11 protein-coding genes and 1 tRNA gene are annotated in these 13,003 nt (G+C 68.8%); 6 read left to right on the top strand and 6 right to left on the bottom strand.

The features are described 5' to 3' along the window. Window positions 1–79: 79 nt before the first annotated feature. Window positions 80–2,491 (top strand): PAS domain S-box protein, encoded by a 2,412-nt coding sequence (locus tag EPN98_RS03180; RefSeq protein WP_293360208.1) that lies wholly within the window; start codon window positions 80–82, stop codon window positions 2,489–2,491. A 15-nt stretch (window positions 2,492–2,506) separates the two neighbouring features. Here the strand turns inward: EPN98_RS03180 and EPN98_RS03175 are convergent, their stop codons facing one another. Further along, window positions 2,507–3,286, bottom strand: coding sequence for a response regulator transcription factor (locus tag EPN98_RS03175; protein ID WP_293360205.1), 780 nt, complete (start codon window positions 3,284–3,286; stop codon window positions 2,507–2,509). A 505-nt stretch (window positions 3,287–3,791) separates the two neighbouring features. Here EPN98_RS03175 and EPN98_RS03170 point away from each other — a divergent pair. After that, window positions 3,792–6,800: a TonB-dependent receptor gene (locus tag EPN98_RS03170; RefSeq protein WP_293360202.1), complete on the top strand. Its 3,009-nt coding sequence runs from the start codon at window positions 3,792–3,794 to the stop codon at window positions 6,798–6,800. A 145-nt stretch (window positions 6,801–6,945) separates the two neighbouring features. On the opposite strand, the gene EPN98_RS03165 is transcribed toward EPN98_RS03170, so the two are convergent. Next, a complete protein-coding gene (locus tag EPN98_RS03165) occupies window positions 6,946–7,821 on the bottom strand; it encodes a LysR substrate-binding domain-containing protein (RefSeq protein ID WP_293360199.1) in 876 nt (291 codons plus the stop codon). A 305-nt stretch (window positions 7,822–8,126) separates the two neighbouring features. Between EPN98_RS03165 and EPN98_RS03160 the strand changes: the two genes are divergently transcribed. Continuing rightward, entirely contained in the window at window positions 8,127–9,179 is a 1,053-nt protein-coding gene (locus EPN98_RS03160; RefSeq protein ID WP_293360197.1) for a histidine kinase, read from the top strand. Further along, entirely contained in the window at window positions 9,176–9,994 is an 819-nt protein-coding gene (locus EPN98_RS03155; RefSeq protein ID WP_293360194.1) for a LytTR family DNA-binding domain-containing protein, read from the top strand. The genes EPN98_RS03160 and EPN98_RS03155 overlap by 4 nt, the downstream gene beginning before the upstream one ends. 31 nt (window positions 9,995–10,025) lie before the next feature. On the opposite strand, the gene EPN98_RS03150 is transcribed toward EPN98_RS03155, so the two are convergent. The 4 genes from EPN98_RS03150 to EPN98_RS03135 all read right to left on the bottom strand — a co-directional run bounded on the left by EPN98_RS03150 (window position 10,026) and on the right by EPN98_RS03135 (window position 12,018). Continuing rightward, window positions 10,026–10,433: a hypothetical protein gene (locus EPN98_RS03150; RefSeq protein WP_293360192.1), complete on the bottom strand. Its 408-nt coding sequence runs from the start codon at window positions 10,431–10,433 to the stop codon at window positions 10,026–10,028. Between the two features lie 106 nt (window positions 10,434–10,539). Next, window positions 10,540–11,301, bottom strand: a complete 762-nt coding sequence (locus EPN98_RS03145) for a Sir2 family NAD-dependent protein deacetylase (RefSeq protein WP_293360189.1) — start codon at window positions 11,299–11,301, stop codon at window positions 10,540–10,542. Between the two features lie 142 nt (window positions 11,302–11,443). Beyond that, complete coding sequence (locus EPN98_RS03140; protein ID WP_293360186.1) at window positions 11,444–11,749, bottom strand: DUF167 family protein; 306 nt, start codon at window positions 11,747–11,749, stop codon at window positions 11,444–11,446. Further along, window positions 11,713–12,018 carry a YggT family protein gene (locus tag EPN98_RS03135; protein ID WP_293360184.1) on the bottom strand — a complete coding sequence of 102 codons (306 nt, stop codon included), beginning with the start codon at window positions 12,016–12,018 and terminating at the stop codon, window positions 11,713–11,715. The genes EPN98_RS03140 and EPN98_RS03135 overlap by 37 nt, the downstream gene beginning before the upstream one ends. A 110-nt stretch (window positions 12,019–12,128) precedes the next feature. Between EPN98_RS03135 and EPN98_RS03130 the strand changes: the two genes are divergently transcribed. After that, window positions 12,129–12,204, top strand: a tRNA-Ala gene (locus EPN98_RS03130). A gap of 13 nt (window positions 12,205–12,217) precedes the next feature. Then, window positions 12,218–12,964, top strand: a complete 747-nt coding sequence (locus tag EPN98_RS03125; protein WP_293360181.1) for a metallophosphoesterase family protein — start codon at window positions 12,218–12,220, stop codon at window positions 12,962–12,964. Window positions 12,965–13,003 lie beyond the last annotated feature (39 nt).

The raw sequence follows: 13,003 nt of genomic DNA, 5'->3' as shown, positions 1-13,003 counted from the left end.
CGTAGAGTTCTGTTCCGTGAGCGGTGTTGTCGGCGCTCGCGATGGCGGGGCGCGCTTCTCGGCCCCTGAGGGACAGCGAATGCGGTGGTGGCCGCGGCTTTGGGCGGGGCCAGTTCGCAAGGAACTGGAGCGGCTGCGCGAAAGCGAAGCGCGTTACCGACTCATGGCGGAACACGCCCATGACGTCATCATCGAGTACGACGTCGCCGGCATCCTGCGCTACGTGTCGCCTTCAGTGATCGGCCTCCTGGGCTACTCCGCCGAGGAGCTGGTTGGGACGCCGCTGCTGTCGCTTATTCACCCAGACAACGTTCCCGAGATTGGCGAACGGGTCGCGATGCTCTCTCGCGGGGAACCTTCGCCCGCCGAAGACACCGGCGACGTGCGCGTTCAGCACAAGGACGGAACCTGGCGCTGGGTGCAGGGGCGCCCTGCGCCCATGTACGATGCGGATGGCCGCCAGATCGGCGTGGTGTCGGTGATCCGGGACAACACGGAGCGCCGGCGGCTCGAAGAGCAGGTTCGCGAGAGCGAGCAGCGTTATCGGCAGCTGGCCGAGCAGTCCGCCGACCTCATCGTGCGCTACGACGTCGATGGCAATGTCGAATTCATCTCGCCGCGCGCCGCCCGCCAGATCGGGCTCGACCCGGACCTGGTGGTCGGTCGCAATTTTCGTGATCTGGTTCCCGAAGGCGACCGGGCGCGGAACGAGGCGTTCTTCGCCGATCTCAAGGCGGGGCGTGTGCCGCCGCAGGGCGACCGGAACGTCTGGCGCACCCCCCTTCGCGGGGGCCGCCACGTCGACTTCGAAGGCGCCACCAGCCCGATCTATGAGGGGGATCGCATCATCGGCGCGGTCGCCACACTGCGCGATGTGACCGCGCGAATTGCGCTGCAGGAGGACCTGGAGCGCGAGAGGTCGGAAACCGGCAAAGCGCTCGCACGTCTGAGGGACAGCGAGGCGCGGTACCGGGCTCTGGCCGACAACGCCACCGACGTGATCGCACGCGTGGATATGCGTGGGCGGATCGAGTTCGTTTCGCCGTCGATCAGCGCGTTCGGCTATCGGCCCGAGGAGCTGATCGGCCGCAACAATCTCGATTTCATCCATCCCGAAGACTATACCGGCTCGACCCGCGATGCGGTGCTGGCTGGCGGTGCGATGCCCGCCGGCCGAGAAAGCCAGTTCCGGCTGCGACGCGCAGACGGCGGATGGGCGTGGGTTCAGGGCACCCCAGCGGCGATTCGCGACGAAACAGGCAAGCCCGTCGCCGTTGTCACCGTGCTGCGCGACATCACGGAGCAGCGGCGGCTGGAGGATGAGCTGCGGCGGAAGGAAGCCGAGGCGCAGGGCGCGGTGATCGCCAAGTCCGAGTTCCTGGCCACGATGAGCCATGAGATTCGCACACCCTTGACCGCGGTGGTGGGCTTCGCGGGCCTCCTGGGCAAGATGCAGGGTCTTCCCGACAAGGCCCGGGTCTACGTCGACCGCATCGCCCTCAGCGGAGAGGCGCTGACGTCGATCGTCAACAATGTGCTCGACTTCTCGAAGATCGAAGCGGGGCAGGTCGAGTTGCGGCCCGAGCCGTTCGACCTGCAGGTCTTCGTCGAAGAGGCCCTGGGGGTCGTGCACGACAGCGCCGAGGCCAAGGGCCTGAGGCTCACAGGCGAGGTCGCGGGGCCCAATCCGGGTCGGGTGCTGGCTGACGCCGGGCGTCTGCGCCAGGTGGTGCTGAACCTCCTCACCAACGCCATCAAGTTCACGCATCAGGGCGAAGTGACGCTGAACGTGCGCTATCGGCGGGGCGAGCTTCTGGTCTCGGTCACCGATACCGGCATCGGCATCGCGCCCGAGGCGGCGACGCGGCTCTTCCAGCGTTTCTCCCAGGTCGACAGCTCGAACGCCCGACGTTTCGGCGGCGCAGGGCTGGGTCTGGCGATCTCCCGCGGGCTGGTCGAGCTGATGGGCGGCGAGATCGGCGTGGAGAGTGTCGAGGGACAGGGCTCGCGGTTCTGGTTTCGGGCGCCGGTCGAGGCGGCGGGAACCCGCCGGCGGGCGGCTGAGCCTGAGACGGCCAAGCCCCCCGCGGGCGCCCGGGTTCTGGTGGTCGATGACGCGCGCGCCAACCGTGAGCTCATCATGGCCCTGCTCGATCCCTTCGAGCTGCAGCTGACCGAGGCCTCGGACGGGCTTGAGGCGCTGGAGGCCACCCGGCGGACCACGTTCGATCTGGTGCTGATGGACCTGCAGATGCCGGGCCTCGACGGCATAGCGGCGACACGGGCGATCCGCGGCGGCTCGGAGCTGAACCGCGACACGCCGATCCTGGCGGTCAGCGCCAGCGTCCAGCCCTCGGACGTCGAGGCTTGCCGCCAGGCCGGGATGGACGACCACATCGGCAAACCCATCAGCGCCCGCGAGCTGGTCGGCAAGGTCGCCCACTGGATCGGCGCGCCCCAGGATCCTGGCTCGCAACGCGCGGCGGGGTAGGCCTCGCGCGGCGCGCTACGCCGCGACCAGTCCGCTCCGGACGGTCACGTGAGCCTGGAACAGATAGCCGCCGCCGCGCAGCGTCTTGATGAGTTCGCCGGCGCCGTCACAGGCCGACAGCGCGCGGCGCAGCCGGGCCACCCGCGCGTCGATGGATCGCCCGCCGGCGACGCCGCCCTCGCCATGCAGCAGAGCCACCAGCGCCTCGCGGGGAAGCACCACGCCAGGGCGGTCGACCAACGCGCGCAACAGGGCCGAGTCGGCGGGGCTCAGTCGGACCGTGCGACCCGAGGGCGAGGTCACGTAGCCAAGCTCGGCGTCGAACCGCCAGGTGGCGAGCGCGGCGTGGGCGGCCTGTCGCGCATGGCGGGCCGCTCGGCGGAGCAGCGCGCGAACCCTGGCCAACAGTTCAAGCGGGTGGATCGTCTTGGGCAGGACGTCGTCGGCCCCGAACTCCAGTCCGGCGACCCGATCCAGCGTGTCGGCGGCGCGGGCCACGACCAGCACCGGAGCGCCGTCGGCTTCCGACAGCCGGCGGCACAGGCCCAGTCCGTCGGCGTCCGACAGCGCGGTCTCCAGGATCACCAGGTCGGCGCCTGCGGCGTCCAGCATGGGCTGGGCCTCGGCGGCGGTGTCCGCGCGGGCCACCTCGAAGCCGTGGCGGCGCAGCATGTCGAGGCCGGGCTCGATGGCTCCGGAGTCCGGGTCGATCCAGAGAACGCGGGGCGCCCGATGCGCGGGGACCTGTGCGGAGGGGGCGGCTCCGGCGGCGAATTCGAAGGCGACGTCGGTCATAATCATCCTCGCTGCGCGCCGCCGGCCCGACGAGGCTGCAGCGCACCCTCACCTTACATTCCGAAGTTCAAATTTCGTGACGACTTCTCGTCATACTTCACATGAGGCGTGTTCATGTATCAGTCTGCGGCGACAATTGTGACCTAAGTCGAAATCTGTCTTCTTTTTGCAACGTTTTGCCACGAACGACTTTACCCCCGGATGGAACGCACCGCGCAGCGAGTCGCTCTGAGGTCTGCCGTTGGCCCGCTATATGATGTTGTAAAACAACATGTTTATGGCCCCCAGCGGCGCTGCCGGCTAGGCTTCACACGGGCGCTTCATGAGAAGGATTCATGAAGTAGACAAGACAAATTCAGTAAAGGAGGGCTGCACGCGACAATAGTTTTTCTCCAGCGGCGCTCAGGCGCGCGGCCGGTTCGCCCGGCGGCGCGTGGGCCGGCTTTTCATTGTGGGGATCGGCCCGTCCGACGTGTGCGTCGCGGGCCGTTGGAGGATTTTGACCTTGAGCATCAAGCATACGCGGACGCGCCTCATGGCGTCGTCGATGATCTGTGGCGCGGCCCTCGTCGGGCTGGCCGGCCCCGCCCTGGCGCAGACCGCCGCCGACGAGGTGGCCGAGGTGGTCGTCACGGGCACGCGCATTCCCTCGCCGAACCTGGAGAGCGTGAGCCCTGTGCAGGTGGTCGGGGCGCAGGAAGTGGTGCTGGGCGGCCGCCCCGTGACCGCCGACATCCTGAACCAGCTGCCGCAGGTGAGCCAGAACAGCCAGACCGGCTTCTCCAGCACCTCCAACCCGCTTTCCAATCCGGGCGGCACGGCCACCGTCGACCTCCGCGGCCTGGGCCAGCAGCGAACGCTGGTGCTGGTGGACGGCCGTCGCCTCGGCATCGGTGATCCCGACACCGGCAACGCCAACCCCTCGCCCGACCTGAACCAGATCCCGTCGCAGCTGATCCAGCGCGTTGACGTGCTGACCGGCGGCGCCTCGGCCACCTACGGCTCCGACGCCGTGGCCGGCGTGGTCAACTTCATCATGAAGCGCGACTTCGAAGGCGTTGAGATCGACGCCCAGTGGGGCGTCTACCAGCACGAGCAGCACAACGAGTTCGTGCAGGGCCTGCTGCCGGCCCGCCGCGTGACTCCGCCCAAGAAGAACGTCTGGGACGGCGAGTCCAAGGACCTGTCGATCATCATGGGCGCGAACTTCGAGGAAGGTCGCGGCAACGTCACCGGCTACTTCACCTATCACGACCAGAAGCCGGTCACGCAGTCCAAGCGCGACTACTCGGCCTGCCAGGTGGTGCTGAACGCGAACGGCACGGTCGGCTGCGCGGGCTCGACCAACTCGAACCAGTTCGTGCTGGCCGCCGGCGGCGGCTTCAACCTGCCGGGCGCGCCCACCCAGGTCGCGGTGGTCGGCAACACGTTCGCCCCCTGGAGCGGCACGGCCAACACCACGCCGCCGCCCTTCTTCAACTCGAACGACTATGCCTACCTGATCCACCAGGGCACCCGGTACACGGCGGGCTTCCTGGCCCGCTACGAGGTGAACAAGCACCTCGAGTTCTACGGCGACTTCGGCTTCATGCAGGATCGCTCGAACGTGCAGATCGCGCCCACCGGCCTGTTCCAGGGCTCGGGCGCGTCGGCCAACGGCGGTTTCCTGGTCAACTGCAACAACCCCTTCCTCAGCGCCCAGCAGCGCGGCGTGATCGGCTGTTCGGCGGCCGACGTCGCCTCGGGCGCCAGCAAGGACCTGCTGATCGGGCGGCGGAACATCGAAGGCGGGGGCCGCAACCAGTCGTACAACCACACCAACTATCGCGCCGTGTTCGGCGGCCGCGGCGAGATCGTGGGATCGTGGAAGTACGACCTCTACGGCTCGTACTACTACACCGAGCTGAACAACGCGGCGCAGAACTACCTGTCGATCTCCCGGCTGCAGAACGCGCTGCAGGTCGTGCAGACGCCGACGGGGCCGCAGTGCATCTCGGGCGGCGGCTGCGTGCCCTACAACATCTTCCAGGACGGTCAGGTCTCGGCCGCGGCCCTGGCCTATCTGGACATCGAAGGCACCGCGCGCGGCTCGATCGCCGAGCGGATCGTGGAAGGCACCATCACCGGCGACCTGGGCGACTATGGCGTGAAGTCGCCGTGGGCCACCGATGGCGTGGGCGTGGCGTTCGGCTTCCACAACCGCCGCGACCACCTGGAGTACCAGCCCGACGCGGCCCGGCTGTCGGGTGACCTGTCGGGCTCCGGCGGGGCCTCCACTCCGATCGACAACAGCCTGCGGGTGACCGAGGGCTATGCCGAAGCCCGCGTGCCGCTGGTGCAGGACAGGCCCTTCGCCGACGACATCACGGCCGAGCTGGGCTTCCGGTACTCGGACTATTCGACGGGCATCAACGCCGAGACCTGGAAGATCGGCCTGTCTTGGGCGCCGACCCCGGACTTCAAGCTCCGCGGCTCTTACAACAAGGCCATCCGGGCCCCGTCGATCCTCGAGCTCTACACGCCGCAGGCGGTGACCAACACCAGCCAGGTGTCGGAAGACCCCTGCGCCGCCGGCGCGGTGGCCCCGGCTTCGCTCGCCGCCTGTCAGAACACCGGCGTCACGGCGGCCCAGTACCGCAACATCCCGCAGTGCCCCTCGGGCCAGTGCGCGGTGCTGAACGGCGGCAACACCAACCTCGGCCCCGAAACGGCGAAGACCTTCACCATCGGCGCCACGGCCCGCCCGGCGTTCATCCGCGGCTTCACCGCCAGCGTCGACTACTTCCACGTCGACCTGAAGGACATCGTCGGGGCCATCCCGCTGGGCGTGATCCTCACCCGCTGCCTGAACACGGGCGACCCGACCTTCTGCTCGCAGGTGGTCCGCGCCCAGAACGGCATTCTGTTCGGCACCACCGCGGGCGCCGGCGGCTACATCAACGGGACCAACACCAATATCGGCGCCGGCGTGACCTCGGGCGTCGACCTGCAGGCCAACTACGTCCTGCCGATCGAGGACTGGGGCCTGGAGGACTGGGGCAGCGTCTCGGTGAGCCTCACCGGTTCGTACTTGCTCAAGGCCACCACGGTGCCGTTGCCGGGCGACGCGGCCTACGACTGCGCCGGCCTGTTCGGCGCGCAGTGCCAGACGCTGAACCCGCGCTGGCGTCATACGATGCGCGTGACCTGGGCCACGCCGTGGGATGTCACCGCCTCGCTGACGTGGCGCTACATCCACGACATGACCTACGAACAGGACACCAACGAGCCGACGATCGGTCGCGGCACGCGCAACGCCTTCAACCACAAGCTGCCCCAACGCAGCTATCTGGACCTGTCGGCGCAGTGGGTGATCAACGACATGTTCGCGGTGCGCGGCGGCATCAACAACATCCTCGATCAGGATCCGCCGCTGGTGAACAACCGGATCTCCCAGACCGGCTCGCCCAACTCCTACCCGACCTACGACCTGCTGGGTCGCCGGATGTTCGTGGGGGTGACCGCGAAGTTCTAACGCCTCGCTCGCTCGAGAGAGGCCATGCTGCCAGGGGCTCCCGCGCAAGCGGGGGCCCCTTCTTTGTGCGAGCGGAGTCTGGTCGCAAGCCGCCGCTCGCCGCCTCACCGACAGGGGGCGGCGACGTGCGGCCGTGCGATTGAGATCAGGCGGCGTGCAGCGTCGGCGCGGGGGCGGGCGGCTCGAGGGCGCCGGCCAGCCAGTCGACGAACGGGCGGATCAGGTCCGCGCGCGGCGAGGCCGGGTTCCAGACCGCCGTGTAGTCCTCGCGCAGCGCCGCCTCGGCCTCGAACAGCCGGACCAGTCGGCCTGCCTTGAGGTCGTCGCGCACCAGCAGGCCCCGTGCCAGGCAGACGCCGGCGCCGCTGCGGGCCAGTTCCAGCGCCGCCAGCGGGCTGTCAGCGGTGAGTGTGGCGTGCACGGGCAGGTCGGACAGCCCCACCTGCTCCAGCCACAGCCGCCACGGATGCTCGGGCTGGGCGATCAGCGGCGCGCGGACCAGGTCCTCGGGCCGGCGCGGCAGGTCGGCGCCGGGGGCGGCCACCGGAAACAGCGCCTCGCCGGCCAGGCGGCGCTGGGTCAGGCCCGCGCAGGCGCCGGCGCCATAGAGGATCGCCACGTCGGCCTCGCCGGCCGACACCTCGCCGACGCCGGTGACCGTGCGCAGCTCCAGCTCGCGGTCGGGCTGGGCGGCCATGAAGCTCGAGAGCCGGGCCGACAGCACGCGCTCGGCGATGCCGGCGGTCGACGCGACCACCAGTCGCGCGCGGCCGGGCCGCGAGGGCGCCTCGAAGGCCTCAGAGATCAGGTTGAGCGACAGGCGCAGGCGGCTGACGAAGGCCCGGCCGGCTTCGGTGAGGGCCACGGTGCGGCCATATCGCTCGAACAGGTCGACGCCCAGCCGAAGTTCCAGGGAGCGGATGGCGTGGCTGATGGCGCTCTGCGTCAGGTTCAGTTCGTCGGCGGCCTTGGTGAAGCTCTCATGACGCGCGGCGGCCTCGAACGCAGCGATGGCCCTCAAGGATGGCGGTCGCACCGGCACGGCAAAACTCCCTACGCACACTTCGCGAGCCAGGATGCCGCAGCCTCGACAGTCTTCATGGAAAATGCGGCGAAGGGCCGCGGCGGCGCCGCTCAGCGGCGGGTTTTGCGGCGAACGGCGGCGATGCGTCGACAAGCGGCCTTGGACCAGCGACGCTTTCACGAGAATGTCGAACACCGGGTGAACGGCGCGTCGCCGGCCGCCCAAGCTCTTACAAGGATCTGACCGTTCGGCGATGTGCATCGGCCCGTTCCGGGCTCCGAACGATCGGGGAGAGGCCCCTGGTGCGCCTGCCGCGTCCGAACAACTATCTCGTCGCGAACTTCGTCCTCTGGACGCTGACGTACGTCATCGTCACAGCGCGGATGCTCGCCGAGCCGATCCCCTATGCGGGCGACATGGCGCTGCGCCGCCTGGGCATGGCCGTGTTCGGCTTCCTCGCCTGCCTGTTGATCGGCCGCCTGCTGTCGGCCATCGCCGGACAGCCGATGTGGCGGCGCATCGTGGCGGCGGTGGCCATGTCGGTGGTCGGAGGTTTCGCCTACTCGATCCTCAACTACGCGGTCTTCTACCTGGTCAATCCCCTCTGGAAGGTCGAGCCCTTCAGCCCGATCTCGGTAGCCTTCACCGCCTCGATGTTCTTCTGGACCTTCATCAGCTGGTGCGCCCTCTACTTCGCCATCCGTCTGGACGAGGAGCTCAAGGAGAAGAACCTGCGGCTGGTGGCCAGCCAGGCCCTGGCGATGGACGCGCAGAACCGGATGCTGCGCTACCAGATCAATCCGCACTTCCTGTTCAACACCCTGAACGCGCTCTCCTCGCTGATCCTGGCCAAGGAGAACGAGCGGGCCGAGCGGGTGGTCCTCTCGCTCTCCAGCTTCCTGCGCCACACGCTGGAAAAGGAGTTGCCCGACAAGGCCCCGCTCTCGGACGAGATCGAGGCCCAGCGCCAGTACCTGCTGATCGAGCAAGCCCGCTTCGAGGACCGGCTGAACTACGTCGAGAACATCCCGGCCGAGCTGCGCGATGCCCTGGCGCCCAGCCTGATCCTGCAGCCGCTGGTCGAAAACGCGGTCAAGTACGGCGTGGCGCGGTCGAACGCGCCGGTGACCATCGAGATCACCGCCACGTCCGACGCCGGCCGCCTGCGCCTCACCGTCTCGGATGACGGCGGCGACGGAGCCGGCTCGCAGGCGCCGCCCAAGCTGGGCCTGGGCCTGGAGAATGTGCGGCGGCGTCTGGACCTGATCTACGGCCGGGCCGCCGAGCTCACGGTCGGCCCGCGCCGGCCCAACGGCTTCCTGGCCTCCGTCGAGATTCCCCTGGAGCGCGCATGAGCGACGGAACTTCCACCCTCACCCGCCCCCTCCGCATCGCCATCGTCGATGACGAGCCCCCGGCGTTGCGCCGGCTGCAGATGGCGATCGACAAGGCCGGCGACGCCATGGTCGTGGCTCAGGCCACTAACGGGGAAGAGGCGCTCGGCCTGATCCGTAAGGGCGGGCTGGACGTGGTGCTGCTGGATATCCGCATGCCCGGCATCTCGGGCCTGGATCTGGCGCGCGCCATCGATCCCGAGGAGGCGCCGGTCTTCATCTTCGTCACCGCCTTCAGCCGCTTCGCCGCCGACGCCTTCGAGCTGGCGGCCGTCGATTATCTCCTGAAGCCGGTGGAGTTCGAGCGTCTGCACGAGGCGCTGGAACGCGCGCGGCGGGTGCTGGAGGGCCGTGAGGCGCGGCTTCGGATCGCCGCGCTGGAAGAGGTGGTGCAGGCGCTGCGCGCCGTCGACGCCGAGGCGCCCGAGTCCGGATTCGCCGAGGAGATATGGGTGCCCGACCGCGGCGACCGCCTACGGCTTCCGGTCAGCCTGATCGACTGGGTCGAGGCCGAGCGCGACTATGTGCGCATCCACAGCCGAGGCCGCAGCTTCCTGGTCCGGAAGGCGATCCGAAAGCTGCAGGCCGAGCTGGATCCGGAGGACTTCCTGCGCGTCCACCGCGGCGCCCTGGTCCGCCGCGACCGCATCGTGCGGCTGGCCCGGCGGCCTGGGGGGCCCTCGGCTGTGGTGCTGCAGTCCGGCGCCGAAGTCCCCGTCGCCCGCCGCCAGGCCGCCCAGGTCCGCCGCATCGTCGGCGTCCGCGCGGCCGGGTAGCCCGCGCGTCGGCCTGCAAACGGAGCCAGGCTCAGGCCAGCGGGGCGCAGCTCGACATGTTGACCGGCTTGGACTCGGTGCGGGTCCAGCCGTTGGCGTCCTTCGAGAACAGCATGAACGACGAGCCGGACTTGCCGGTGGAGCCGTCCGGATTGCGGCCGGCGAAGGTCATGGCGGCGACCACCTGGGTGACGACGCCCTTGGCCTTCTCGGCGGCGTCGATCTCCTGGTAGGCCTTGCACATAACCTGGAAGTCCTGGCAGCCCTTGCCCTCGACCTTGCTGGCGCATGCGGGATGCTCGGCCTCGACGGCGGTGCGCCACGCCAGGATCTCCGAGTCGAGACCCGCGGTGGGATTGCTGGTGTCCGCTTTTTCGCCCGAACTGCAGGCGGAGACGAGAAGGGCGGCGAGAGCGGCCACGGCGGCAGATCTGATCACTTAAGGCTCCGAACGAGAATCCGGGCAGCGCATAGCCCAATGATCGCGGCAGGTGTGTGACCAAATCGCCGCGGCAGAGCCTGTTGCGGAAATTAGTTCGCCCCGTCTAGTTGGCAGGCGCCGCCTGCGTCATCACGGGCCCGATCTCGTCGTGCAGCACCAGGTCGGCGCATTCGTCGATCTCGGTCGGCTCGCGATTGACGATGGCCAGGCGGGCGCCGTTGCGCTTCGCCACGAGCGGGAAGCTCGCGGCCGGATAGACCACCAGCGACGATCCCAGCACCAGGAACAGGTCGCACGCCAGGGTCTGTTCCTGGGCCCGCGCCATGGGCTCGGCCGGCATCGCCTGGCCGAACGAGATGGTGGCGGTCTTGACGATGCCCTCGCACGCGCGACAGGCCGGCAGGTCGCCCGTGGCCTCGTACAGCGCCTGTAGGTCGTCCAGCTCGTGGCGGAGGCTGCATTCCAGGCAGGTGGCGTAGCTGGCGTTGCCGTGCAGCTCGATCACCTTCTCGGCCGGCACCCCCGACGCCTGGTGCAGGTTGTCGACATTCTGGGTGATCACCGCGCTGGCCTTGCCGGAGTGAATGAGGCGCGCCACGCCCATGTGTCCGGCGTTGGGCTCGCGACCCACCCAGCCGGCGCGGCCCGAGAATGCACGGGTCCAGGCCTCGCGCCGCTTTTCCTCGCTGCCCACGAACTCCTGGAAGTAGATCGGCTTCATCTTGCTCCACACCCCGCCGGGGCTGCGGAAGTCGGGGATGCCGCTCTCGGTCGAGATGCCGGCGCCCGTAAAGACGACCACCCGGCGGGCGTCGGCGATCATCCGGGTGAGGTCGGCCCGCGTGGGCTCAGGGCGACTGGGCATGCCACGAGCTTACCCGAGCGTTGAGACCTGATGAAGGGCGGGGGAGCGGATCGGCCCGGCCGTTGGACGGGGGGGATGCCAGGGGGGCCGGGCCGATCGCGACCACTCGTTGAGCGGTCGCGGAGGTAACAGCCAAAGGAGCCTAAGGTTCCGCGCCGAACACGCGCGCGATGTCGGAATCGTCGACGCCGTCGAGGTCCAGGCGCTTCACCCGCGAGGTCTCGCCCGACGCGATGCGCACTGCGGATTTCGGGACGCCCAGCGCCTTGGCCACCAGGGCGATGACGGCGGCGTTGGCCTGACCGTCCGATGGGGCCGAGGAGACTCGCAGCTTCAGGACCGGCCGGCCGGCCTCGTCGCGGGCCCAGCCGTCCACCGCATCGCGTCCGCCCTTCGGCGTGACGCGGACGGTCAGCCGATAAGGCCGAAGAGCGGGCGAAACAGCCACGGCAGCAGGTATCCTCGCACGCCCTGCAGCAGCAGGATCACGATGATGGGGCTGATGTCGACACCACCCAGCGGCGGAATGAACCGCTGCACCGGCCGCATGACCGGCGTCGTCACTGCGTCGAGGAAGCGGGCCACGCCGTACACGAATGGGTTTCGCAGGTTGATGACGTTGAACGCCACCAGCCACGAAAGCACCGCGCTCACGATGATGGCGAGGATCAGAAGCCCGATCAGGGCGTCGATGATGTAGTAGAGAAAGCCGGCCATAGCCCCGGTTCTACCGGCCTTTGTGGCCGTGACAAGGTGAAGCGGCGTCACCGCCCGACGCAGGGCGCCTTGACAGAGGGCCGTCCAATCGAGTTATTCCGCGCCTTCCTGGGGCCGTAGCTCAGTTGGTAGAGCGCCTCGTTCGCAATGAGGAGGTCAGGGGTTCGACTCCCCTCGGCTCCACCAGGAACCTTTCGCCATGACCCGACCCGCGCGCATCCACGCCCCTTCCACGGGCGGGCGGCTGGTGTACGCGGTCGGCGACATTCACGGCCATGTGGATCAGCTGGACGGCCTCCTGGCGCAGATCGCGGCCGATGCCGGGCAGTCGGCGACGCGCGACCCTCCGCTGCTGGTGTTCCTGGGCGACTACGTCGATCGCGGACCCCACAGCCGCGCGGTCATCGACCGAATCATCGCCACGGCCGCCGACGACCGCTTCGAGGTGGTCGCGCTCAAGGGTAATCACGAAGACGCCATGGTTCGCTTCCTGTCGGACCCTGGCTTCGCCCCGGCGTGGATCGCCAACTGGGGTCAGGCGACGCTGGCGTCGTATGGCGTGGCTCCGCCCCCGGCGTTCGATCCGGCGGCCTGCGAGGCGGTTCAGGCCCAGCTGGCCGCCGTGCTGCCCGACAGTCACCGCGCCTTCATGGCCGGCCTGCGCCTCAGCCTCGAGGTCGGCGACTACCTGTTCGTGCATGCGGGCGTGCGGCCCGGCGTGCCCCTGGACGCCCAGGCCGAGCGCGACCTGATCTGGATCCGATATGACTTTCTGGAGTCGGATGAGGCGTTTGGAAAGGTGGTGGTCCACGGTCATACGCCCGCCGATAGGCCCGAACGCAAACTCAACCGGATCAATATCGATACCGGCGTCTACTTCAGCGGCGTTCTGACGGCGGTTCGCCTGGAAGGCGAGCAACAAAGGTTTATGCAATCTTACGCCTAGCTGCGGCCTCGCGTCATACGCGAATCCCCTGCGACACCA

This window comes from Phenylobacterium sp. (assembly GCF_004299445.1).
Taxonomy (GTDB): Bacteria; Pseudomonadota; Alphaproteobacteria; order Caulobacterales; family Caulobacteraceae; genus Phenylobacterium.
This window is presented reverse-complemented; position numbering and strand designations above follow the sequence as displayed.